This is a genomic window from Streptomyces sp. WAC03905, from assembly GCF_057371075.1.
In genome coordinates this window covers 4,492,126-4,516,136 of record NZ_JBXYDZ010000003.1, presented here as the reverse complement: position 1 = coordinate 4,516,136, position 24,011 = coordinate 4,492,126, and the positions used below count along the sequence as shown (strand labels likewise).

General features: G+C 72.6%; 17 protein-coding genes. 10 read left to right on the top strand and 7 right to left on the bottom strand.

What is annotated here, in order from left to right:
* Positions 1-91: 91 nt before the first annotated feature.
* On the bottom strand, positions 92-2,029 hold the full coding sequence (locus AC2RP6_RS23020) for an MFS transporter (protein WP_486447902.1): 1,938 nt from the start codon (positions 2,027-2,029) through the stop codon (positions 92-94).
* 261 nt (positions 2,030-2,290) lie between these two features.
* A complete protein-coding gene (locus tag AC2RP6_RS23015) occupies positions 2,291-5,140 on the bottom strand; it encodes a D-alanyl-D-alanine carboxypeptidase family protein (RefSeq protein WP_486447901.1) in 2,850 nt (949 codons plus the stop codon).
* A gap of 186 nt (positions 5,141-5,326) precedes the next feature.
* Between AC2RP6_RS23015 and AC2RP6_RS23010 the strand changes: the two genes are divergently transcribed.
* The 3 genes from AC2RP6_RS23010 (at position 5,327) to AC2RP6_RS23000 (ending at position 7,741) form a co-directional block, all read left to right on the top strand.
* Positions 5,327-6,061: a GOLPH3/VPS74 family protein gene (locus AC2RP6_RS23010; protein ID WP_486447900.1), complete on the top strand. Its 735-nt coding sequence runs from the start codon at positions 5,327-5,329 to the stop codon at positions 6,059-6,061.
* Positions 6,062-6,439: 378 nt separating this feature from the next.
* Positions 6,440-7,324, top strand: coding sequence for a helix-turn-helix domain-containing protein (locus AC2RP6_RS23005; protein WP_030649081.1), 885 nt, complete (start codon positions 6,440-6,442; stop codon positions 7,322-7,324).
* 207 nt (positions 7,325-7,531) lie between these two features.
* Positions 7,532-7,741, top strand: coding sequence for a DUF397 domain-containing protein (locus tag AC2RP6_RS23000; RefSeq protein ID WP_030029643.1), 210 nt, complete (start codon positions 7,532-7,534; stop codon positions 7,739-7,741).
* 103 nt (positions 7,742-7,844) lie between these two features.
* Here AC2RP6_RS23000 and AC2RP6_RS22995 read toward each other — a convergent pair whose 3' ends face one another.
* Positions 7,845-8,714 (bottom strand): hypothetical protein, encoded by an 870-nt coding sequence (locus AC2RP6_RS22995; protein ID WP_486447899.1) that lies wholly within the window; start codon positions 8,712-8,714, stop codon positions 7,845-7,847.
* Between the two features lie 160 nt (positions 8,715-8,874).
* Here AC2RP6_RS22995 and AC2RP6_RS22990 point away from each other — a divergent pair, with 160 nt between their 5' ends.
* On the top strand, positions 8,875-10,131 hold the full coding sequence (locus tag AC2RP6_RS22990; protein WP_486447898.1) for an aminotransferase-like domain-containing protein: 1,257 nt from the start codon (positions 8,875-8,877) through the stop codon (positions 10,129-10,131).
* Positions 10,132-10,211: 80 nt separating this feature from the next.
* On the opposite strand, the gene AC2RP6_RS22985 is transcribed toward AC2RP6_RS22990, so the two are convergent.
* From AC2RP6_RS22985 to AC2RP6_RS22975, 3 genes are all read right to left on the bottom strand, one after another.
* Complete coding sequence (locus tag AC2RP6_RS22985; RefSeq protein WP_486450415.1) at positions 10,212-10,712, bottom strand: hypothetical protein; 501 nt, start codon at positions 10,710-10,712, stop codon at positions 10,212-10,214.
* A 200-nt stretch (positions 10,713-10,912) separates the two neighbouring features.
* Entirely contained in the window at positions 10,913-11,164 is a 252-nt protein-coding gene (locus tag AC2RP6_RS22980) for an amphi-Trp domain-containing protein (protein ID WP_486447897.1), read from the bottom strand.
* A 172-nt stretch (positions 11,165-11,336) separates the two neighbouring features.
* A complete protein-coding gene (locus AC2RP6_RS22975) occupies positions 11,337-12,668 on the bottom strand; it encodes a diacylglycerol/lipid kinase family protein (protein ID WP_486447896.1) in 1,332 nt (443 codons plus the stop codon).
* A gap of 269 nt (positions 12,669-12,937) precedes the next feature.
* Between AC2RP6_RS22975 and AC2RP6_RS22970 the strand changes: the two genes are divergently transcribed.
* From AC2RP6_RS22970 to AC2RP6_RS22945, 6 genes are all read left to right on the top strand, one after another.
* Positions 12,938-13,405, top strand: coding sequence for a hypothetical protein (locus AC2RP6_RS22970; protein ID WP_486447895.1), 468 nt, complete (start codon positions 12,938-12,940; stop codon positions 13,403-13,405).
* Positions 13,402-14,064, top strand: coding sequence for a hypothetical protein (locus AC2RP6_RS22965; protein ID WP_486447894.1), 663 nt, complete (start codon positions 13,402-13,404; stop codon positions 14,062-14,064). The genes AC2RP6_RS22970 and AC2RP6_RS22965 overlap by 4 nt, the downstream gene beginning before the upstream one ends.
* Positions 14,061-18,596: a putative T7SS-secreted protein gene (locus tag AC2RP6_RS22960; protein ID WP_486447893.1), complete on the top strand. Its 4,536-nt coding sequence runs from the start codon at positions 14,061-14,063 to the stop codon at positions 18,594-18,596. The genes AC2RP6_RS22965 and AC2RP6_RS22960 overlap by 4 nt, the downstream gene beginning before the upstream one ends.
* Positions 18,597-18,715: 119 nt before the next feature.
* Positions 18,716-19,033 (top strand): hypothetical protein, encoded by a 318-nt coding sequence (locus AC2RP6_RS22955; protein ID WP_486447892.1) that lies wholly within the window; start codon positions 18,716-18,718, stop codon positions 19,031-19,033.
* Between the two features lie 114 nt (positions 19,034-19,147).
* Complete coding sequence (locus AC2RP6_RS22950) at positions 19,148-19,930, top strand: SDR family oxidoreductase (protein ID WP_486447891.1); 783 nt, start codon at positions 19,148-19,150, stop codon at positions 19,928-19,930.
* A 40-nt stretch (positions 19,931-19,970) separates the two neighbouring features.
* Complete coding sequence (locus AC2RP6_RS22945; protein WP_486447890.1) at positions 19,971-22,562, top strand: bifunctional FO biosynthesis protein CofGH; 2,592 nt, start codon at positions 19,971-19,973, stop codon at positions 22,560-22,562.
* Positions 22,563-22,717: 155 nt separating this feature from the next.
* Here AC2RP6_RS22945 and AC2RP6_RS22940 read toward each other — a convergent pair whose 3' ends face one another.
* Positions 22,718-23,773: a tyrosine-protein phosphatase gene (locus AC2RP6_RS22940; protein ID WP_486447889.1), complete on the bottom strand. Its 1,056-nt coding sequence runs from the start codon at positions 23,771-23,773 to the stop codon at positions 22,718-22,720.
* Positions 23,774-24,011 lie beyond the last annotated feature (238 nt).

Below are 24,011 nucleotides of genomic sequence, written 5' to 3'. Positions count from 1 at the left end.
TCAGGAAGCACCCAATCGGACTACTGGGATCGTATGCAGATATACGGAGCAACGCACCCGGACCGGAACGTAAAGAAATCCGGTCACCGGATCACGGAATCGAGTCGGTCGCCGGAGCAGGACGCTCCGGCGGTCCCACCGTCGCCCGGACGACCTCCTCCGGACAGGGGGTGCCCCGCGGCAGCTGGTACTTCGCCGCCACCCGGTACTCCCCCGGCGCCGGAGCCAGCAGCTCCGTCCACACGTCGCCCTCGGCGTCCGGCAGCGCCTTGAACAGGCACCCGGCGGTGTTCGCGAACTCCTTCGGCACGGCCCCCCGGGCCTTCGAATCCGCCGTCTCCTGCGGCGGCGGCACCGGCTTGCCCACCCCGTCGACCAGGCCCAGCCACGGCGAGTGCGGGATCCGCACCAGCACGCGGCCGGCCTGCTTCACGTCGACGACGAGCTGGTCGGCGCCCGCCCGCACCACGGTCGCGGGCCCCGCCACCAGGTTCGTCGGAGCGTCGACCTTGAAGAGCTGCCAGTTCGCGTCGCCCCACACCTGCTGGAGGTACGGCAGCCCCGCCCGCACCAGCTTCGCCTCGTCCTCACCGCCCGAATCGGGTTTGTCGGCCGGCAGCACCACGTAGTGCACGGCCCAGCGCTCCAGCCAGGCCCGGTAGCCGGCGGCGGTGAGCGTGTCGTCGTAGAAGAGCGGATTGCGCTCCAGGTCGGCCTGCCGGTTCCAGCCGCGCGCGAGGTTCACGTACGACGGGAAGGCGGAGGACTCGCGGTGGCTGCTGACGGGGACCACCTCGACGCGGCCCCGGTCGGCGCCCGCCTTCTGGAGCTGGTCCACGAGCGGGGCCAGCTCGCGGTTCCAGGCGGCCACCGGGGTGGTGCGGACGATGTCCGTGATGCTGTTGGTGGTGATCCAGGCGTTCAGGCCGACGAACGCGAGCAGCACCGCGTACCAGCGCCGCGACCGCGGGACCTCGTACGGGAGTGCCGCGAGCAGCACCGCGCCGCCGAACAGCATCACCATCCGGGTGACGTTCGAACCGACCTGGGAGTCGATCACCCAGGTCAGGAACACTCCGAGGGCGTAGACCGCGGCGGCGATGCGGACCGTCTTCCAGCGCCGCGGCACGAGGAAGAAGATCAGCAGTCCGAACACGAACGGCAGCCCGGCCGAACCGATCTTCATCGGCTGCGTCCCGGAGAACGGGAAGAGCCAGGCCGACAGCCCGACCACGGCCACCGGGGCCAGCCCCAGCGCGTACGCACCCGGGCGCCGCCGGCTCAGGAACAGCGCGGCCGCGATCACCCCGAGGAAGAGGCCCGCGACGGGGCTGGCGGCGGTCGCGATCCCGGCGAGCGGGGCCGCCACCGCGGCCTTGGCCCAGCGGCGGTGCGCCCACTTGCGGGGCCAGCAGAAGACCGCCGCGACCGCACCGAGGGCGAACATCGCGCCGAGCCCGAAGGTGACCCGGCCCGAGAGCGCGTTGCAGAACAGCCCGTACGCCCCGGCCAGGGCGGGCCACACGGGCTCCCGCACGGCCCCGCGGCAGCGGGTCAGGATCAGGGCGAGCAGCCCGGCCGAGACGGTGCCCGCGATCATCATCGTGGTCCGTACGCCGAGCATGTGCATGAGGTACGGGGAGACCACGCTGTACGAGACGGGGTGCATGCCGCCGTACCAGGCGAGGTTGTACGCCGAGTCGGGATGCCGGCCCACGAACTCGGCCCAGGCGTCCTGGGCGGCGAGGTCGCCGCCGCTGTTGGCGAAGCTGAAGAACCACACGACGTGCAGGACCGCGGCGAGGAGCGTGGCGACGGCCACCGGGTGCCGGCGGAGCGGGTCGAGCGCGCGGGTGCGCCGCCGGCGCTGCTCGGGCGGCTGGGGCGCTTCGAGCCGGTCCCCCGGCTGCTGTGCCTCGTGCGGCTCGGGCCGCGGCGGCAGGGCGTCGGTGCCCGGGCCCGGGCCCGGGGCGCCGTCGGCCGACGGGACGGCGCCCTGGCGCCGGCCCTGCTGCTCAGCGGTGGTCACTGCCGCACTCCCCACACATGGATCCGCACCGGCACGCATCTGCGTCCCGGGTCCACACCGTCGTCAAAGTCTCCCCGAGCCCGCTCCCGGCCGCCGGTCCGGGCGCCCGGACCCGCACCTCGGCGGACACTCGCTAGACGCGCACCGGCGCCCCGGGGTTGCCCGGGGCGCCGGATCAGCGCTCGTACCGACCGCCGTGTCGGCCGCTGCGGCTCACGGTCGAGGTGAGCCCATGCGGTCGGCCGATGCGGTCGGCCGGGGTCAGCCGATGCGGGTCAGCTTGCTGCCGATGCCCGGCGACGTCAGGTCGCTCTGCAGCGCCACCGGAACCTTCACCTGGCTGGCGCCCTCGCCGACCGTCAGCAGGCCGACCTCGGTGCCGGCCTTGGCGGTCTGCGGCACCTTGCCACCACCGTCCGCGAGCTTGACGTCCACGGTCAGCGAGGCCCAGCCGATCGCCTGCACGTCGGCAGTGGCGACGACCGGCGTCCGGCCGCCGAGCCCGTCGTCGACATAGCCCACGACCTGGCCCTTCTTCACGACGACCGCGCCGTCGAGGGCCTTCTGGGTGGCGGTCATCAGCTGCTTGCTCGCGGCGAGCACGGTGTCGATGATCGACGGCTTGTGCTGGCCGAGGACGGCTCCGACGATCAGCTGGTTGGTGTTGCCGACCTTCTTCTGCGCGGCGAAGAGGAGGTTTCCACCCGCCTTGGTCGTCGTACCGGTCTTGATGCCGAGCGCGCCGGCGGGTCCGGTGAGACCGTTCCAGTTGCGCCAGCTCTTGCCGTACGGGTCGACCCAGTTCGGCTTCTTGGTGATGTCGAGCAGCGTCTCCATCTCGACGAGCTTCAGGCCCAGCTTCACCTGGTCCTCGGCGGTGCTGACCGTGGTCGCGTCCAGACCGGAGGGGTCGGTGTAGGTGGTGTTGGTCATGCCGAGTTCCTTGGCGGTGTCGTTCATCTTCTTGACGAACGCCTCCTGGGAACCGGAGTCCCAGCGCGCGAGGAGCCGCGCGATGTTGTTGGCCGACGGGATCATGAGGGCGGCGATCGCGTCGTACTCGGAGATCTTGTCGCCCTCCCTGACCGTGTCGAGGGTGGACTCGTTGTCGGTCGAGTTGTTCTTCTTGCCCTCGGTCTCGGCCGTCTTGTCGATGTCGATCATCGCGCCCTGCTCACCCTTCTTGATGGGGTGGTCGCGCAGGATGATGTACGCCGTCATCGACTTGGTGACGCTCGCGATCGGCACCGGCTTCTGCTCGCCGGACTGGCCGAGCGTGCCGAGGCCGGCGGCCGCCATGTACGCCTGGCCCTCGGTGGGCCAGGGCAGCTGCGGGGCCGCGCCCTCGAAGGTGTACGAGGACTTCGCGGTCATCACGAGCTTCGGCTCGGGCAGCGGGCGGACCAGCTGCACGACGGCCAGGATGACCGCGAGGAGCACGACGAGCGGCGCGTAGATCTTGATCCGGCGGACGGCGGTGCGCAGGGGGCTCGGCGGCGGGGGCGGGTTGTTCGTGAGGTCCGCCAGCATGTCGAGCGGCGGCTTGGGCGGCAGCGGCTGCTGGGTGGTCCGCTCGCTGCGGTCACCGCGGTCGAGCCGCTCGGTGGTGGTCGCCGCGGAGCCCGGTGCGGGCGGGGCGGGCGGAACCGGCGCCTTGGGCGGCGCCCCGCCTTCGGTGCGCAGCGGCACGAAGGTGCTGGCCTTGGGCGCGTCGGGCTTGGGCGCGTCGGGCTTCGGGGCGTCGGGCTTCGGAGCGTCGGGCTTCGGGGCGTCGGGCTTCGGGGCGTCGGGCTTCGGGGCACGGAATACGGCGGTCCGCTCGCTGTCCTCGGCGGGCGCGGGGGTCGGCTTCGAGGCGGCGGGCTTCGACTTCTGCCCGTCGTCGGGCTTCACCGCGTCCACCTTCGGCACCCGGAACACCGCGGTGCGCTCGCTGTCGGCGGGCTCGTCCGCAGCGGGCTTGGAAGGCGCGGCGGGAGCCGCCCCCTTCGGCAGCCGCACACCACGGGACTTCGCCGCGCCACCCTCGGCGGGCTTCACCGCCCGGAACACCGCGGTGCGCTCACTGTCCGCCGCCTCGGAGTCCCCGGACTTCCGGTCCGCGTCCGCCGGGTCACCCTTGCCGCCTTCGGCGGGCTTCACCGTACGGAACACCGCGGTGCGCTCGCCGGAAGCCGACCCGCCGTCCGCCTTCGCGGGCTCCACCCCGCCGGAAGCGGAACCGCTCGCCCGGGACGCACCCGACCGCTCGTCACGCTCGCCCGACCCCGTACGGGCACCACCGGAAGCGGAAGCGGAGGCATCCGCCCGGGACCCCGCCGAAGCGGCGTCACCCTCGACCGACGGCCGGTCGGCGTCCGAGGCCCCGGCCTTCCCGCCGGAGGCAGCACCCGAACCGCTCACCGCAGCGGCCGCGGGCTTCGCCTCGCCGGAGCCGGAAGCGGAACCGCTCGCCCGGGATCCACCCGACCGCTCGTCACGCTCGCCCGACCCCGTACGGGCACCACCGGAAGCGGAAGCATCCGCCCGGGACCCCGCCGAAGCGGCGTCACCCTCGACCGACGGCCGGTCGGCGTCCGAAGCCCCGGCCTTCCCGCCGGAGGCAGCACCCGAACCGCTCACCGCAGCGGCCGCCGGCTTCGGCGCGCCAGAAGCGGAATCACCCGCTCCGTCGGAGGCGGAAGCGGAGGCGGAAGCGGAACCGTTCGCGCGGGGCACGGCGGGGCGCGCATCGTCGGCGGCGTCGTCGTCATCGGCGGCGTCGTCGTCATCGGCGGCGGCGGCGGCGGCATCGTCGGGGTCCGACGACGCGGACTCTTCCTCGGGGGCCGGGTTCACGGGATCGGCCGGGGAAGGGGACTCCGTGGTGGCGACCCACGCCGCCACCGCCTCGCGCAACGCGTCCCGGCCACCGGACTCCGCACCACCGCCGGAATCGCGCTCGGCCTCCGCCTCGGCCTCGGCTCCGCTTTCGCCCTTACGGGCGACCCCGGCGCCGTCCTCGGATTCCCTCGGCCGGAAGACCGACAACCTCGGGTCGCGCTCCGCGGACGACTCCGCCGCCCCCGGCGTTCCTTCATCTACCGACTTGTCGGGGGACTCGCCCGCCACCGCTCCTCCTCATCGCCGCCATTGTTCGGCTGTCCGAATGTCTAACAGTGTCCCGTCTCGGGGGCATCGCCCCCGTGCCAGACGAGAACGACATAGCTGCGGGTTCCCCCACAAAGCGACCACGCGCTCTCGACAGATGAATGTGAGAGGCGTCACCCTGTCACTCATCCACGCGGGGAGGCATGGATGGGCAGGAGCCGCAGAACAATTCCGGAGGAGCTTCTGCTGCTCGCCTTGGACCCGGCCACGGGTACCACGGCGCAGCCGCAGTCGCTCGACCTCGGCCTGGCCGGGGCACAGCTAGTGGAGCTGGCTCTGGCAGGACGGATAGCCCCTGATGGGGATCGTATCGCCGTGGTGATGCCACGGCCGACAGGAGATCCGACTCTGGACTCCGCACTGGAACTGCTGCGCAGGCGCGGCAGCCCGGTACGGGCCGTCCACTGGATCGGCGGACCCCGGCTGGGGCTCCGTCAGATTTACCTCGCCCACCTGGAGCGCTGCGGCATGGTCCATGCCGTCGCGGGACAGATGTGCGGGGTCTTGCCGACGACTCGCTACCAGGCGACGGACACGGAGATCAGCCGGGAGATCCGAGCCCGGCTCGACAGTGCGATCCGCACCGGCGTACCGCCGGACCCGCGGACCGCGGCGCTCGCCGCGCTGGCCCACGCGGTCGGTCTCGGCAAGCACCTGTACCCCGGCAACGAGGGGCGTTCGTCCAGGTCCCGGCTGCGGGACCTGATCAGGCACGACCCGATGGGCGGACTCGTGGCGCACGCCGTCATGGACGTCCAGAACGGTGTGGCCGCACAGCCACGCCGGGACCGGCCACCGGCACCGCAGGCCCGGCCCGCGGCGGGCGGCCTGCCGCTGCAGCCGCGCCGTACGGGTGCGATGGCCCGCGTGGCCGCGCACTGATCCAGCCGGCCACCGCACCGCTGGTCCACCGCACAGCTGCTCCACCGCACCACCGCACCATCGCACCGCTGCTCCACCGCACGCCGCGCACAGCACGACGCACGGCCGTGGCGCCGCGCCGTCGTAGCACCGCACCGTCGTAGCGCCGCACCGTCGCACGGCCGTAGCACCGCACACAGCACCGCCGCACCACCGCACCACCGCACCGAACCGCCAGCGCGCGGGGTGACGGAGCCGTTCAGTCGGCTCCGTCACCCCGCGCGTGCGTGTTTTCCCCGCCGTTCCCCAGCGGCGCCGCCCGCTTCGGTGGCAGTCTGCTGAACATCAGCCACGCAGAGAGACAGCTGCACTACAGAAGAAGGCGGAGGTGCCGTTCACGTGGCGTCCAATGTCAATCCCACCGTCCGACGCCGCCGACTGGGAATGGAGCTGCGCAAGCTCCGCGAGGACAAGGGCATGACGGCCGAACAGGTCGCCGAGCGCCTCCTCGTCTCCCAGTCGAAGATCAGCCGGCTGGAGAACGGCCGCCGTTCGATCAGCCAGCGCGACGTCCGCGACCTCTGCGACGTGTACGAGGTCGAGGACCGCCGGCTCATCGACTCCCTCATGCAGATGGCGAAGGACTCCCGCCAGCAGGGCTGGTGGCACGCCTTCGGCGACATCCCGTACAGCGTCTACATCGGCCTGGAGACGGACGCCGCCAGCCTGCGCACCTACGAGCCCCTGGTGATCCCGGGACTGCTCCAGACCACGGAGTACGCCCAGGCCCTCGTCCGCGGCGCGTGGCCGGAGACCGCCCCGGCCGACGTGGACAAGCGCGTCCAGGTCCGGATGCACCGCCAGAAGCGGCTCTCCGAGACCGAGAACAACAACCCCGACCTCGGCCCGCTGCGCCTGTGGGCGGTCATCGACGAGGCGGCGCTGCGCCGGCACGTGGGCGACGCCCAACTCATGATCCGGCAGCTGGAGTACTTGATAGAGCAGTCGGAGCAGCCGCACGTCACCGTGCAGGTGATGCCGTTCGAGCTGGGCGCGCACCCCGGCGTGAACGGCCAGTACGCGATCCTGGAGTTCCCGGACGCGTCCGACTCGACGGTCGTCTACATCGAGGGCGTGACGAGCGACCTGTACCTGGAGAAGGCCAACGACGTCCAGAAGTACAGCGTGATGTACGAGCACCTGCGCGCCCAGGCACTGGGCGTCGACCGGACACGGGAGTTCATCCTCCGCATCATCAACGAATATGCGGACAAAGGCGAATAGTCCTGTGACGCAGGGGGCGGGCGGGAACGGGGGCGGCACGGTACACCGTCGATCCCCGGCCACAGAAGGCTTGAATGGAATGTGCCACTCGGTCGGGTGAATGCCTCCTTCACCCGTCAGGAGCTGCGGGTAGCGTCGATCACGTCAGCCGGAAATGGCCGACACGACACCGGAACCCCCGGAACTACTCGCTCACCGGAGAGAAACATGGCTATTCGCCAGGGCGCCAACGACAACTGGGTCAAGTCCTCCTACTCCGCCAACGGCGCCTGCGTCGAGGTCAAGTCCCCCGTCATGGAGGCGATCGCCGTGCGCGACTCGAAGGTGCAGGACGGCCCGTCCCTCACCTTCGCGCCCGGCTCGTGGACCTCCTTCGTCACCGATGTCACCGAAGGCCGGCTGGGACGCCTCGCCTGAAGATCACGACGCGTCCCGACCGTCCCGCCGAGACTGACTTGAGCCCTCTCGACCGATCCGCCGTCTTGGCCGAGGGGGCTCGGCCATGCCCGGCCGGCGCGCGTCAGCGCAGCTGGTCGACGTAGCGGTCGGTGCCCGGCACCGTGGGGATGAACGGAGCCACGAACTCCACCCGCCCCAGCCCCGCCTCCGCGACCTCCGCGTCCATCCCCTGGAAGCGGTCCCAGCAGGTCCGGGGGTCCTGCTCCAGGAACCACAGCAGCGTGAGGCGCGTGTCGACCCCCTCCACCTGCTTGACGTACGTCATCCGGTCACCGGGCAGCGGTGTCGGCCGGAAGACGGTCACCATGGCCGCCGGAGAGCCGTGCAGCCGCCTCGGCAGGGCACGTGAGCGCAGCCACTCCAGCAACTGGGTCCGCTGCTCGGGACCTTCGGCGTCGACGACCTGGACCACCAGCCCGGCGTAGGGGTGGTCGAGCGCGTGGTGGTCCCGTGGGCCGGCGGCGCCGTCGCGGTAGACGGTGGCCGCGTGGTCCTGGAAGGCCGTGAAGACGTGGGTCCGGTCCTGATAGACGCGGCCGTCGCGGTTGAGCCGTTTGTTGATGCCGACGGTCCACTTCATGTGCTCGTCGTAGCGGCCCTCGGTGACCCAGTACGTCGATATGTAGCAGCCGGCGGTGACCGGCTGGGCGACCGCCGACTTCTCGGGGTAGCGCAGCTCCTGCAGCTCCCGGGTGGCCACCCATCGGCGGCCCGCGAACATCCAGGGCATGGCCATGGCGCCGGCGTAGTAGTGGTCGTCCTCGTACCAGCGGTTGTACGCGTACTCGTGGCCCGGGTGCGGCTCCACCATGGTGATCAGCGCATGGCCGGGGCGGACGCCGTAGGGGCCGACGGCCGCCAGGGCGGCGTAGTCGTCGACGCGGGTGCCGGTGCCTGTGTCCTGCTGCGGGTCCTGCTCTCCTGTCGTCATGGGAACGGTCTATCTGATGTGGCGTCAGACCGGGAGGGGGTGGGCGGAGTCGAGGGCACGGGGGCCCACGGGCGTCGACGCGTCCACCCCCTGGAATATCCATGTCATCTACACGCTTCTCTCGCTACGCTGCGCGCACCCGTCTCCCGGAGGAGTTCCCGTGCCCGCTGCCGCTGTCGCCGCCGTCACCGCGACGACCACGAGCCCGCCCGATGCCGCTGCCGTGGCCCCGCCGCCCGCCTTCGCCGCCCGCGCCACCTCGGTCGAGGGCTCCCCCGTACGCGAGATCCTCGCGCTCACCCAGCGGCCCGGCGTCATCTCCTTCGCCGGCGGCCTGCCCGCGCCCGAGCTCTTCGACACCGAGGGCCTGCGCGCCGCGTACGACGCCGCCTTCGCGCTGTCGGCGCGCCGCGCGCTCCAGTACTCGACCACGGAGGGCGCCCCGGAGCTGCGCGCCGTGATCGCGGCGCGGGCCACGGCGCGCGGGCTGCCGACCGGGGCGGACGACGTCCTGGTGACGTCCGGCTCCCAGCAGGCCCTCAGCCTCGTCACCGCTGCCCTGATCGAGCCGGGCGACGTGGTGCTGGTCGAGAACCCCACCTACCTGGCCGCGCTCCAGTGCTTCGGCCTGGCGGGGGCGCGGCTGGTGGCCGTTCCCTGCGACGAGGAGGGCGTACTGCCGGACGCGCTGGCGGAACTGGTCGCGCGGGAGCGGCCGAAGCTGCTGTACACGGTCCCGACCTTCCAGAATCCGACGGGGCGCACCCTGCCGGCCGCCCGCCGGACGGCGGTGGCGGAGGTCGCGGCCCGGTCCGGTCTGTGGCTGGTGGAGGACGACCCGTACGGTGATCTGCGCTACGAGGGCGACGACCTGCCGTGGCTCGCCGCCCACCCGGGGGCCCAGGACCGCACGGCACTGATCGGCAGCTTCTCGAAGATCATGGCGCCGGGGCTGCGGCTGGGCTGGCTGCGCGCTCCGGCGGCGCTCCTGCGGGCCGCGGTGGTCGCGAAGCAGGCGGCGGACCTGCACACCTCCACGGTGGACCAGCTGGCGGCGGCGCACTACCTCGCGACCGTCGACCTGGACGCGCACGTGGCGCGCGTGCGCGGCGCGTACCGGGAGCGGCGCGACGCCCTGCAGCGCGCCCTGAGCCGGACCCTGTCGGCGGACTGCGACTGGAACCGGCCCGAGGGCGGCATGTTCGTGTGGGCCCGGCTCCCGGCGGACCACGACGCGACGGCGCTGCTGAGGACGGCCGTGGCGCACGGCGTCGCCTTCGTCCCCGGCGCCCCTTTCCACACCGGCGCCCCGGACCCCCGCACGCTGCGCCTGTCCTTCACGACGCACACCCCGGAGGAGATCACCGAGGGGGTCGGCCGCCTCGGTGCGGCGCTGGCGGAGTACGGCGAAGGCTGAGGCGCCGGGGGCGCGGCGGGGGGCGCGGTGGGGGGCGCGGTGGGGGGCGCGGTGGGGGGCGCGGTGGGGGCGCGCGGCGGTCAGTGCTTGAGGCCGACCTTGAGCAGCACGATGACCAGTCCGAGGAGGAGGTTGACGACGCCGGCGACGGCCATGAGCCGGCGCGAGGCGCCGGCGCGTTTGGCGGCCACGGTCGCCCAGCCGACCTGCCCGGCCAGGGCGACCAGCAGGGCCAGCCATGCGATCCCTTGGGGTCCGAGGCCGAAGAGCGGGCTGATGGCCGCGGCGAGGGCCGGCGGGACGGCCGCCTCGATGATCGGGCGTTCCTCCCGGGAGGTGCGGCGGATCACGCTCCAGCTGAGCCGGCCCACCATGCGGGCGCCGAAGAGGCGGGCGAAGACGTGCGCGGCCCAGAACACCACGCCGGTGCCCAGCAGCAGTGCGATGAGCTGGAGGCGCGGGAACGAGCCGAGCGTCCCGGCGCCGACGACGACGGAGGCGGCGAGCAGGGAGCCGTAGACGGCGCCGGTGTAGTCGCCGCGGGCGTGCCCGCCGTCCCCCTCGGCGTCCTCCCCCGGCAGCCGCGCCCGGCGCTTCCTCGGGGCCGATGCCGCGACCGGATCCTCGGGCTCCGGGATCCCGGCGCGAGCCGCCCGAGGGGCCTCGTACGCGTCGTACGAAGCCTCCTCCAGGACGGGCTCCCGGTCGTGCCCGCGCCCTCGCTCGGGGCCCGCACCCCCGGGGCCCGCCTCCGGGGCCCCTTCCGGGCCGCCCGCGGCCACTAGGACGCGGCCCCGGACCGCGAGGTGGCGGTGGGCCACTTGAGCTCGATCTCCATCTCGATCTCCCCGTCTCCGACCTCGACCTCGATCTCGGTACGGAGTTCGTCGGGGACCCGCAGGCTCATCCTGCCGGGGCCGAGTTCCAGTTCGGCATTGCCGCCGTGCCGCAGCGCCTCCGCGAGCGCGGAGAGCTGATCGGCGGCCTCGAGGCGTGAAAGGGAACTCTTCTGCTCGAACTTGAGGTCCTTCACGGCTGTCTCCTATCCGCCACGACCAGCGGGAACAGCGGGATCACCGGGTAAGGCTCATTGTGCCGCCGTACGGGAGACCGGGCATCCCGGGACGCCACGCCCGCGCCCCGGTCACCGTCACGCCCGCGCCCACTCCCGCGCCCACGCCCGCGCCCGCGCCCCGGGCACGGGGTCACCGCGCCGGCGTCCGGTGGAAGGCCAGCGCGAGGACGTCGCGCCACTGCATCGGCGGACCGGCCCGCGGGGCGCCGGGACGTTCCCTCGGCACCCGTACGCGCAGGGCGCCGGGGCGGACGGAGCAGGTGACGGGCGTGGGCAGGGTCAGGGCCTCCCCGTCCACGGCGACCGGGATGCTCTCGGCGTCCGACCCGATCACGACCTGCCGGGACGTCAGGATGTGCAGGCCCGCCGCCCGGGCGCCGCGCAGTGCCACGTCGGCCGCCTGGGCGGCGTTGTTCACCCGGATCCCGACCACGCCCAGGACGCCCAGGTCGAGGCGGGCGCGGCGGGCGCCGACGGCCGTCGGTTCGGGGGACGAGTAGGGGTTGTTGCTGATCAGCAGGGCCTGCTGGCCTTCCAGGCGCAGCTCGTCGGTCGCCGCTTCGAGGGTGCGGCCGGCGTATCCGAGCAGCAGGTCGGGCAGTGCGTTCAGCGCCGAGTCCGCCTTGGCGTCGCGGTACTCGGGGCGCTGCACGACCTCCGCGTAGACCCCGAAGGAGGCCGTGTTCACGAAGGCGCGGCCGCCCACGAAGCCCAGGTCGACCCTGAGTTCCTCGCCGTCCGCGAGCGCGTCCAGGCAGCGGGCGGGGTCCTCGCGGTCCAGGCCGAGGTCCATGGCGAAGTGGTTGCGCGTGCCCGCGGAGACGACCAGGAACGGCAGGCCGTGCTCGGCCGCCACCTCGGCCACCCGGGCCTGGGTGCCGTCGCCGCCGGCCACCCCCAGCAGGTCCGCCCCCTCGGCCACCGCCCGGCGGGCGAGGGCGGCGACGTCGGTGACGACGTCCGGGTCGAGCAGCACCACACGGGCACCGAGCGCCTCGCCCTTCTCGACGAGGCCGAAGCGGCCGACCTTCCCGCCGCCGGACTTCGGGTTCATGATCAGCACCGGGTGCCGGGGGCGTTCGACGGCGACCGCCCGCATGCCGGCGGGCGGCCGCGCGGCGCGCAGCGCCGTCCGCGCGCACACCACGGCGGCCGCCCAGACCAGGAGGGCGGCCAGCGCCGTGGGCCACAGGTCGGCCCGGGCGTAGATGACGAGGATGGCCACCGGCGCGGCCACGGCCAGCACCGCCCCGGCCAGCCGGACGGGCCCCCGGTGGGCCACCACCCACCAGGTCCCCATGGCGGTCAGCGCGGCTCCGGCCACCCCGACCACGACGACGACCAGCCCGCCGCCCTCACCGGCCGCCACGAGCACCACCACCGCGCCCAGCGCGCACAGCAGCGCCAGCAGAGCGAACAGCCGGGCGCGCGTCGGCACGCCGTCAGGGTGCGAGAGCGACATGGTCCTCACGTCCTCCGACCGGTTCCCGGCACGACGCCGGCCCCACCGGGATGCGTTCCATCCGATCATCCCCCGAACCCCCACGCCCGGCCCGCCGAGTACGGCAACAGTCCCGGGCATTGCGCATGCAATTCCACTGCCCGACGCCGCGAGCACGTGAACCCGGTGCACCTGGCGCGACATGTGCGCCACCGAACAGTGAAGTTGGCCGCCCCCACCCCGACATGCAAAGGTACGTTCGATTGACGCGAACGCGGGGGGTTCCAGGGGTGGATTTCGACGCCGAATGGGGGCTGCTGCGCGCCGACGCCGGCCGGCGACACGCACAGCCGGCGCCACCGGAAGAGCCGGCCGATGCCCAGGTCGAGGCCGGCACGCCCGCGCACGCGCGCGCAGTGGTCATGGAGCGGTTGGCGGACTTCCGCAGCCGGCTCCTCCTCGTACCGCTGGACGACCGTGACGGCCTGTGGACGGCCGAACTCGGCGGTCTGGACTGGGTCTGCGCCTTCTCGGACGAGGACGCGCTCGCCCGGTTCGCGGTGGCCCGGGGCGAGGGCGACCGGGAGTGGACGTACCGCCGGATCGTCGGTGCGCGGCTCCTCGACGACGTGGTGGCCACCGTCGGCTTTCCGTGCGGCGTCGCATGGAACGCGGCGGGGCCGGACGGAATGGTGTTCCCGCCTGTGCGCGGGATCGTGCCGGATGCCGCGGCACTGGACGGGGAGGCGGCGCAGTGAGCGGGGACGGGGCGGATCTCGATGTCTCGAAGCAGGCACTCGGGCAGATCGCCAAGGGAATCACGGACAGCCTGGCGGAACTGAAGGAACTCGGGTCGGTCGGTGAGGCGAGCATGGGCGGCGGCTTTTCCGAGCTGGGGCTGTCCGGGATCGAGACCGGGCACGAGGGCCTGACGTCCACCCTCCACACGTTCTGCGAACGCTGGGGCTGGGGCGTCCGCTCGCTGGTCCAACAGGGCAATGCCTTCGCCATGGGGGTGGGCCTCTCCGCAGGCCTGGTGCACGAGCAGGACCAGTACATCCAGGGGAGCTTCAAGGTCGTGGCGAACGCGGCGCTGGGCAATCCGCACGCGTCCGAGAAGGACGTCATCGACAAGGACTGGGGCGAGGTGCTCTCCGACAATCCCTTCACCCAGATCCGCGACGCGGACTACGACCCGACGGACTTCCGGCGTGCCACGGAGAACGGCAACGAGGCCTGGAAGACCGCGGTCCGGGACGTGAACAGCTCCGACATCCTCATGCACAACCAGCTCCTCGAGGCCGCCGGAATGCGCGACGACGTGGACGGGGTGGTCGAAGACATGGTCGGCCCCGCCCCCGAGGTGACCGAGGTCGTCGAGGCCCCCGGGACCCAGCCGGGCGGTGAGGGCCGATGACGGACTGGGGCGGTCTGGTCGACAAGGGCCTCGACAAGATCGAGGCCGGGGTCGACTCGGCGAAGAAGGTCATCGGCCACGGCGTGGACCGGGCATCGGACGAGGTCGGCGGCGCGCTCGACCGTGTCGGTGCGCACGGCTGGGCGGACGCGGTCGAGGACTTCGGCGACAACCTCGCCTCCGGTCTCGGCGCCTCGGTGCGAGAGCAGCAGCTCGGCCAGAGCGAGCAGGCGGACGAACTGGTCCACGGCGAACCGGAGGCGATCCGGGCCTCGGCCGGACACCTCGGCGATTTCCAGGCCGCCTTCGAACGGGTCGGCCAGGGCATGAAGGCTCTCGACTCCGACCGGTGGAAGGGTCAGGCCGCCGACACGTTCCGCGAGAAGTTCGCGATGCACCCGGCCGATTGGTTGCGTGCCGCGGACGCGTGCGAGGCGGCCGCCGGCGCTCTCACCCGGTACGCGGACATGGTCGAGTGGGCGCAGAAGCAGGCCCAGGAGGCCATCGCCCTGCACAAGGCCTCGGTGAAGGCGACGAAGGAAGCTCACGAGGCCCACATCGCCAAGGAGCACGCCTACGCAGCCGCCTCGAAGGACGGCGGCGATCCGGGCCCGAAGCCGGTGGAGGGCGCGGACCCGGGCGCGGCGGGCCGCAAGCGCGCCCAGGAGATCCTGGACGAGGCGCGCAGGCAGCGCGACGAAGCCGCGACGACGGCAGAGTACGGCCTGAAGGCCGCCATGGAGCACGCTCCGGCCGAGCCCCCGCCGACGGACCGGCTACTGGCCGGGATCGCCGACTACGCGGGCTCGGAGGCGGTCGAGCTCAACCACTTCGTCGGAGGGGTGGTCAAGGGGGCGGCGGGAACGCTGAACTTCGCACGCGGCCTGAACCCCATCGACTTCTACAACGTCACCCACCCGGCGGACTACCAGCAGAACGTCAACATGACGCTGGCGGGTCTCGTCTCGACGGCGTCCCACCCCGAACGCATCCCCGGTCCGATGATCGACAGCTACATGGAGGATCCCAGCGAGTTCAAGGGCCGTCTCGTCCCCGACCTCCTCGGGACGAAGGGCGCCACCGGCGCCGCGCGGACAGCGATGCGGTTCGCGGACAACGCAGCGGCGAGAACCGCGAGCAAGGAGGCCGCACGCGCCAGCGCCACGGCCGAAGCCGAGGCGGCTGCTCGCGCCAAGGACAAGCTCACGTGCAAGGGCGACCCGGTGGACGTGGCGACCGGCCGCATGGTCCTGCCCCAGACCGACCTGGTCCTGCCCGGCTCGCTGCCGCTGGTCTTCAGCCGGACCTTCGAGTCCTCGTACCGGGCGGGGCGCTGGTTCGGCCCGTCCTGGGCGTCCACCGCCGACCAGCGCCTGGAGATCGACGAGGAAGGCGTGATCCTCGTCCGCGAGGACGGAAGTCTGCTCGTCTACCCGCACCCCGAGCCGGGGGCGCCCGTACTGCCCGGCCACGGACAGCGGTGGCCCCTCGTACGCGACGCGGACGGCGGGTACACCGTCACGGACCACGAGTCCGGCCATGTGCGCCACTTCACGGCCGAGGGGCTCCTGACCCGACTCGACGACCGCAACGGTGCATGGATCGCGTTCGACTACGACGAGGCGGGTACCCCGACCGGCGTGTCGCACAGCGGCGGCTACGAGGTCCTACTGACCTCGTCCGAGGGCCGGATAACCGGCCTGGCCCTGGCCGACGGCACAGAAGTACTGCGCTACGGGTACACCGACGGCCACCTCACCCGGGTCACCAACTCCTCCGGCCGCCCCCTCCGCTTCGGCTACGACGACCTCGGCCGGATCACCTCCTGGACCGACACCAACGGCCGCCACTTCGACTACGCCTACGACGAGCGGCACCGCTGCGTCGCCCAGTCCGGCACCAACGGCCACCTGAACGTCCGCTTCGCCTACGGGGACGGCGTCACCACCTACACCGACTCCTTCGGGAACGTGTCCCGGTACCTGATCGACGACCGTGCGCGGATCACGGCGGAGACCGACCCGGCGGGCGCAACGACCCACTACACCCACGACACGTACGACCGTCTGGTGACCCGTACGGACCCGCTGGGCCACACGACCCGCTACGTGTACGACGAGCAGGGCCGTCTCACCTCGCTCCTGCGGCCGGACGGCCGCGAGGTGCGTGCGGAGTACGACGCTCTCGGCCTGCTCCTGGCGGTGATCCGCCCGGACGGCCGGGTCACGCGCATGACGTACGACGCCCGCGGCAACCGCACCTCCGCCACCGCCCCGTTCGGAGCCGCCCACCGCTTCTCCCATGACGCCCGCGGGCACCTGGCCTCGGTCACGGACCCCCTGGGCGCGGTCACGCGCGTGCGCTGCGACGCGGCCGGCCTGCCCGTGGAGATCACCGACCCCCTGGGCGCGACGACCCGCTACGCACGTGACGCCTTCGGCCGTCCCACCGCCGTCACCGACGCCCTCGGGCGGACCACCCTCCTCACCTGGAGCGTGGAAGGCCGACTGCTGCGCCGCGACACGCCGGACGGCGCCACCGAGTCCTGGATTTACGACGGCGAGGGCAACTGCACCGCCCACACCGACCCGGTCGGTGGGGTGACCCTCTCGGAGTACGGTGATTTCGACCTCCTCACCTCCCGTACCGGCCCCGACGGCGTCCGGTACTCCTTCGCCCACGACACCGAGCTCCGCCTGACGGAAGTCACCAACCCCCAGGGGCTGACCTGGACCTACGCCTACGACCAGGCGGGACGCCTCGCCCAGGAGACGGACTTCGACGACCGCACACTGACCTACGGGTACGACGCCGCGGGCCGTCTGACGTCCCGTACGAACGCACTGGGCGCCACGACGACCTACCGGCACGACGCCCTGGCCCGCCTCCTGCACAAGGAGACCGCGGACGGAGTCACCTCCTACGAGTACGACGTCTTCGACGAACTCGCCGGGGCCGTCACGCCGGACGGCACCACCCTGACCCTGGAGCGGGACCGGTACGGCCGCCTCGTCTCGGAGACGGTCGACGGGCGCACGCTCACATACGCCTACGACGCCGCGGGCCGCCGGGCCCACCGCACCACCCCGGCCGGGGCCGTCTCGGCGTGGACCTACGACGCGGCGGGCCGCCGCAGCGCCCTCAGCGCATCGGGCCGCACCCTGACCTTCGAACGGGACGCGGCCGGCCGGGAGCTGACCCGCAGCATCGGCGCGGACGTCGACCTCGTGCAGACGTACGACCCCGTCGGACGCCTCACCGACCAGCGCGTGGTGGGCCAGGACGGCCGCACGCTCCAGCGCCGCGGCTACAGCTACCGCGCCGACGGCAGCCTGACGGCGGTCGACGACGCCCTGGCCGGCCTGCGCACCTTCACCCTGGACGCGGCAGCCCGCGTCACCGGCGTCGACGCCGGCAACTGGTCCGAGCGCTACGCCTACGACGACGCCGGCAACCAGACCACCGCGGTCTGGCCGGACCGCCACCCGGGTGCGGAGGCGCGCGGCGACCGCGCGTACTCGGGCACCCGCATCACCCGCGCCGGCTCGATCCGCTACGAACACGACGCCCTGGGCCGGACCGTCCTGCGCCAGAAGACCCGCCTCTCCCGCAAGCCGGACACCTGGCACTACGAGTGGGACGCGGAAGACCGCCTGGCGGGGGTCACCACGCCCGACGGCACGCGCTGGCGCTACCGCTACGACGCCCTGTCACGGCGCACGGCCAAGCAGCGCCTCACGCCCACCGGCGAAGTGGCGGCGGAGACCCTCTTCACGTGGGACGGCACCACCCTCTGCGAGCAGCGGGAAGGCCCGGTCAGCCTCACCTGGACCCACCACGGCCTGCACCCCCTCACCCAGGCGGAGAGCGTCCTCGGCACGACGGACGACCGCTTCTTCGCCATCGTGACGGACCTGATCGGGACCCCGCGGGAGCTGGTCGACGAGTCGGGCGAGATAGCGTGGCGCGCCCGCTCCACCCTCTGGGGCTCCACCACCTGGACGCGCGACGCCACGGCCTACACCCCGCTCCGCTTCCCCGGCCAGTACTACGACCCGGAGTCGGGCCTCCACCACAACTACTTCCGCACCTACGACCCCGAAACGGCCCGCTACCTCACCCCGGACCCCCTGGGCCTGACCGGAAGCGAAAACCCCTACTGGTACGGCCCTCATCCCTATGAGTGGATCGACCCGTTCGGCCTGGCCCTGTGCCGCGTGAAACCACGGTTGGAGGACGGGACCCCTAGGGAGGGGTGGCAGCACATTGATGAACGTCACATATCCGGCACCCACTCGTCCGGGCATGGAGACCTCATGCCTCCGACCACCACAAGGGAGCAAGTTCAGGCGGCTGCGGAGAAGATCGTCGAGAAGGGAGCCCGGGTATCCGAACCCGACCGCCGCATTCAAACGTTCGAGAGGAGGATGGTGGTCAACGGAATGAGGGCGAGATATCGAGTAGTGGTCGACTCGTTGGACGGAAACCGAATCATCACGTTCTTCCCCGTAGGAAAGTCGTATGTTCCATGATCATTGAATTTTCGGTTCGCCCCGGCCAAGGGGCCCCCAGCGGGTTCGACCTGGGGGACATGTGCTGGCGGGGAGAGCTGGGTGAGGCGAACTCCGCAGGACAGCACCCCGATCAGGGGATGATGATCCACCTGGCCGTCGTCCATCTGCTCGACGTGACGAGCAGCCTCCTGGAAGGCGGCACCGCCGTCGGCTCGTTCGTCGGTACCGACAGCTCGTTCAGGCTGACCTTCAGGACCGTGCGGGAGGGCGTCAGCGTGGCATCGCCGTCCGCAAAGGTGGGAGTGGTCAGCCGAGCCACGCTGGCGACCACCCTGCTGCGCGCGGCGGAGGAGTTGGCTGGCAGTGCCGCAGGCTCGCTGCCCGCCGACGACTGCGCCCGGGACGACTACGCGGCCGCCGTGAATCGATTGCGCGGCATCGCACGGACGCTCTGACCGACCGCCGCACCCTGGACACGCGGGAGCTGGTGCGCGGCTCTTCCCTTGGGCACGGCGCCGCCGTAACCTGACGGGCCGTCAGATGTGGTCGGGTCCGCCTGGAGGTACGTCGTGCTGTTGCGAGGGAAGACCGTCATCGTCTCCGGCGTCGGGGCCGGGCTCGGGCACCAGGTGGCCGCCGCCGTCGTGCGGGACGGCGGGAACGCCGTGCTCGGCGCGCGGACCGAGGCGAACCTCGCCAAGTCCGCCGCCGAGATCGACCCCGACGGCGCCCACACCGCCCACCTGGCCACCGACATCGGCGACGAGGCGCAGTGCGAAGCCCTCGCCGCCCTCGCGCGGGAGCGGTTCGGGGGCGTCGACGCCGTCGTGCACGTCGCCGCCTGGGACTCGTACTTCGGCGGGCTGGAGGACGCCGACTTCGGCACCTGGCAGCAGATCATCGACGTCAACCTGCTGGGCACCCTGCGCATGACCCGGGCCTGCCTGCCCGCCCTCAAGCAGAACGGCGGATCGGTCGTGATCATCGGGACGCAGTCCGCCGTCGCCGCACCCAACGAGGTCCAGCAGGCCGCCTACGCCGCCTCCAAGGGCGCCCTGACCTCCGCCATGTACTCCATGGCCCGTGAGCTCGGCCCGCACCGGATACGCGTCAACACCGTGCTGCCCGGCTGGATGTGGGGTCCGCCCGTGCAGGCCTTCGTCACCTTCACCGCCCACACCGAGGGCGTGCCCGAGGCCGAGGTGCTCGCCCGCCTCACCGACCGCATGGCGCTGCCCGACCTCGCCACCGACGGGGACGTCGCGGACGCCGCCGTCTTCCTCGCCTCCGACCGCGCCCGGGCGATTACCGGCCAATCGTTGCTGGTCAACGCCGGTGAGCTGATGCGATGACGGGGTCCACCGCCGCGGCGCCGGATCGTATGCTCACCACATGACCCCTCCGAGTGACGCTCCGACCGAAAACGCGATGCGCCGCGCGCTGCGACGGGCCCGAGACGGCGTCGCGCTCGACGCGGCCGAGGCGGCCGTACTGCTCCGGGCGCGCGGCGAGGCCCTCACCGACCTCGCCGCCTCCGCCGCTCGCGTCAGGGACGCCGGGCTCACCGCCGCCGGACGGCCCGGTGTCATCACGTACTCGCGCAAGGTCTTCATCCCCCTCACCCGCCTCTGCCGTGACAAGTGCCACTACTGCACCTTCGTCACCGTCCCCGGCAAGCTCCGCCGGGACGGCCACGGCATGTACCTCTCCCCCGACGAGGTCCTCGACATCGCCCGCAAGGGAGCGGCGATGGGCTGCAAGGAGGCCCTCTTCACCCTCGGCGACCGCCCCGAGGACCGCTGGCCCGAGGCCCGCGAGTGGCTCGACGCGCACGGCTACGACGACACCCTCGCCTACGTCCGCGCCATGGCGATCCGCGTCCTGGAGGAAACGGGTCTGCTGCCGCACCTCAACCCCGGCGTCCTGTCGTGGTCGGAGCTGCAGCGCCTGAAGCCCGTCGCGCCGTCCATGGGCATGATGCTGGAGACCACCGCCACCCGCCTGTGGTCCGAGCCCGGCGGCCCCCACCACGGCTCCCCCGACAAGGAACCGGCCGTCCGGCTGCGCGTGCTGGAGGACGCGGGCCGTTCCAACGTCCCCTTCACCACCGGCGTCCTGATCGGCATCGGCGAGTCCTACGAGGAGCGGGCCGAGGCCTTCTTCGAGCTGCGCCGCATCCAGCGCAGCTACCACGGCATCCAGGAAGTCATCGTCCAGAACTTCCGCGCCAAGCCGGACACCGCCATGCGCGGCATGCCGGACGCCGAGCTGGAGGAACTGGCCGCGGCGATCGCCGTCGCCCGCCACATCCTGGGCCCGAGCGCCCGCATCCAGGCCCCGCCGAACCTGGTGGACGCCGAGTACGCCCTGCTCATCGGCGCGGGCATCGACGACTGGGGCGGCGTCTCCCCGCTCACCCCCGACCACGTCAACCCCGAGCGCCCCTGGCCGCACATCGAGGAGCTGGCGGCGCGGACCGCCGCGGCCGGCTTCGAGCTGCGCGAACGCCTCACCATCTACCCGGAGTTCCTGCAGCGCGGCGAGCCCTGGCTGGACCCGCGGCTGCTGCCGCACGTACGGGCGCTGGCCGACGCGGAGACGGGCCTGGCGGACGAGTCCGCGACCGTCGAGGGCCGGCCCTGGCAGGAGCCGGACGAGGGCTTCGCGGCGTACGGGCGCACCGGCACCGGGCGCACGGACCTGCACACCGCCATCGACACCGAGGGCCGCACCACCGACCGCCGCGAGGACTTCGACCACGTCTACGGCGACTGGGAGGCCCTGCGCGAGGCGGCGGCGCCCGGCATGGTCCCGGAGCGCATCGACACCGACGTACGGGCCGCCCTCGCGCAGGCCGCCGACGACCCGGAACGGCTCACGGACGCGCAGGCGCTCGCGCTGCTGCACGCGGACGGGCCGGCCCTCGACGCCCTGTGCCGGATCGCGGACGACCTGCGCAGGTCCGTCGTCGGCGACGACGTCACCTACATCGTCACGCGGAACATCAACTTCACCAACGTCTGCTACACCGGCTGCCGTTTCTGCGCCTTCGCGCAGCGCCGTACGGACGCCGACGCCTACACCCTCTCCCTGGACCAGGTCGCCGACCGGGCCGCCCAGGCCTGGGACGTCGGCGCGGTCGAGGTGTGCATGCAGGGCGGCATCCACCCCGACCTGCCGGGGACCGCGTACTTCGACATCGCGCGGGCGGTCAAGCAGCGGGTTCCGGGCATGCACGTGCACGCCTTCTCGCCGATGGAGGTCGTCAACGGCGCGACCCGCACGGGCATGTCCGTGCGGGACTGGCTGACGGCGGCCAAGGAGGCCGGCCTGGACTCGATCCCGGGGACGGCGGCGGAGATCCTGGACGACGAGGTGCGCTGGGTCCTGACCAAGGGCAAGCTGCCCACGGCGGACTGGATCGACGTGATCACCACGGCGCACGAGCTCGGGATCCGCTCCTCGTCGACCATGATGTACGGGCACGTGGACCAGCCCCGGCACTGGCTCGGCCACTTCCGCACGCTGGCCCGGATCCAGCAGCGGACGGGCGGTTTCACGGAGTTCGTCACGCTCCCCTTCATCCACACCAACGCGCCCGTGTACCTGGCGGGCATCGCGCGGCCCGGCCCGACGGTCCGCGACAACCGGGCGGTGACGGCGATGGCGCGGCTGCTGCTGCACCCGCACATCCCCAACATCCAGACGAGTTGGGTGAAGCTGGGCGCCGAGGGTGCGGCGGAGATGCTCCGGTCCGGGGCGAACGACCTCGGCGGGACGCTGATGGAGGAGACCATCTCCCGCATGGCCGGGTCGAGTTACGGCTCGTACAAGTCGGTGCGGGACCTGGTGGCCGTCGCGGAGGCGGCGGGCCGGCCCGCGAAGCCCCGTACGACGTTGTACGGGGAGGTGCCGCAGGAGCGGCAGCGGGCGGCCCGCGCCTCGGACGGGCACCTGCCGGAGCTGCTGCCGGTACTGGACTGAACGGGCCGGGGGCGGGAGGGGGCCCGGAGCACGCGGCGGGGGGCCCGGCGAACGCGGCGGGGCCCCGGGGCACGCGGCGGGGCCCCGGGGCACGCGGCGGGGCCCCGGGGCACGGGCTGGTGCGCGGCGCGGGCCCCGCCCCCCTCCCCCGCCGGTCAGCCGACGAGGAGGTCCTTCTTCAGCTGCTCCATCTCGCGGGAGTCGATGCCGAGCCCGTCCTTGAGGTAGCGGTCGAAGGAGCCGTACCGGGCCGCGACCTCGTCGTAGCCGGCGTTCAGGTACTCGGGGCGCACGTCGAGCAGCGGCTTGTAGACGGCGGCCTGCTGGGCGGGCAGGTGGGACAGGATCGCGTCGTTGGCCGCCTTGCGGTAGTCGTTGCTGGCCAGGTAGTCGGCCTCGACGGTCTCGCGCGGCACGCCGAGCGCGGTCAGCAGGGCGGCGCCCGCCCAGCCGGTGCGGTCCTTTCCGGCGGTGCAGTGGAAGAGGACGGAGCGGGAGCGGTCCCGCCCGATGCCGTCGAAGACCTGCGCGTACGCCTTCTTGCCGCCGTCGCCGGAGACCATCGCCCGCTCGGCGTCGACCATGGCCCTGACGGCCTCGTCGGGGGTCCGGGGCATGGTCTGGAAGGAGCCGGAGCCCGCGAAGACGTCGGCGACGACGTAGGTGGCACCGGCCGGGACCTTGTCGGCGTCCTTGGTCCGCTCGTCCTGCATGCGCAGGTCGAAGACGGTACGGACGTGCAGGCGCCGGAGCTTGGCGAGGTCGTTCGGGGTGAGCCTGTCGAGGGCATCGGAGCGGTAGACCTCCCCCATGCGGACCCACTGGCCGGTGGTGGTGCGGTAGCCGCCGGCGTCACGGAAGTTGGCGGTGCCGTCCAGCTTGACGAGACGGTCGGCGAGGCGCAGGCCCCGGCCGTGCTGCGGTGCGAAGTCGAACCACTGGCGGTCGGCGGCGGGCAGCCCCGTGACCACGGCCCGGCCCTGGGCGCCGCCCCTGGCGACGACCTTGCCGTTCGCCCTGATCTCGACCCGCTTGCTGCCGGGGGCCTTCCACGCGAGCGTGAAGGAGCCGTCGGCCCCGGCGGTGACGGTGGCCTCCGTGAACGGGACGGCGGAACGGGCCTGGGAGTGGGCGTGGGCGGCGGGGGCGGCGGTCAGGGAAGCGGTGAGCGCGCAGGCGACGACGGTCGCGGCGAGGAGGGCCTTCTTCATGCGGTCGAGGCTGGGCGGGCGGGGAGAACGTCGCGTGAACGCGACGTGGCAGGACTGGCAAAACGTGCCATCAGCCAGGCGGCGTCCGGAACTGTTCACTCGGCGGACTGCTTACGGATCGGATCGAACCTGTCCACTACAGTGCGGATTTCGTATGCTCGGCGGTCACGAGTAGGGACGCCGGCCAGCGGCCCCGGGGGGACGACGTGATCGGTACGAACGACGGCACGACGGGCGA

Excerpts from the sequence above, each read along its gene's own strand:
- AC2RP6_RS22975 (WP_486447896.1), bottom strand. The coding sequence starts at position 12,668 with ATGTCGCTCTCGCACCCTGACGGCGTGCCGACGCGCGCCCGGCTGTTC.
- AC2RP6_RS22940 (WP_486447889.1), bottom strand. The coding sequence starts at position 23,773 with ATGAAGAAGGCCCTCCTCGCCGCGACCGTCGTCGCCTGCGCGCTCACC.
- AC2RP6_RS22995 (WP_486447899.1), bottom strand. The coding sequence starts at position 8,714 with ATGACGACAGGAGAGCAGGACCCGCAGCAGGACACAGGCACCGGCACC.
- AC2RP6_RS22960 (WP_486447893.1), top strand. The coding sequence starts at position 14,061 with ATGACGGACTGGGGCGGTCTGGTCGACAAGGGCCTCGACAAGATCGAG.
- AC2RP6_RS23010 (WP_486447900.1), top strand. The coding sequence starts at position 5,327 with ATGGGCAGGAGCCGCAGAACAATTCCGGAGGAGCTTCTGCTGCTCGCC.
- AC2RP6_RS23000 (WP_030029643.1), top strand. The coding sequence starts at position 7,532 with ATGGCTATTCGCCAGGGCGCCAACGACAACTGGGTCAAGTCCTCCTAC.
- AC2RP6_RS22955 (WP_486447892.1), top strand. The coding sequence starts at position 18,716 with ATGATGATCCACCTGGCCGTCGTCCATCTGCTCGACGTGACGAGCAGC.
- AC2RP6_RS22945 (WP_486447890.1), top strand. The coding sequence starts at position 19,971 with ATGACCCCTCCGAGTGACGCTCCGACCGAAAACGCGATGCGCCGCGCG.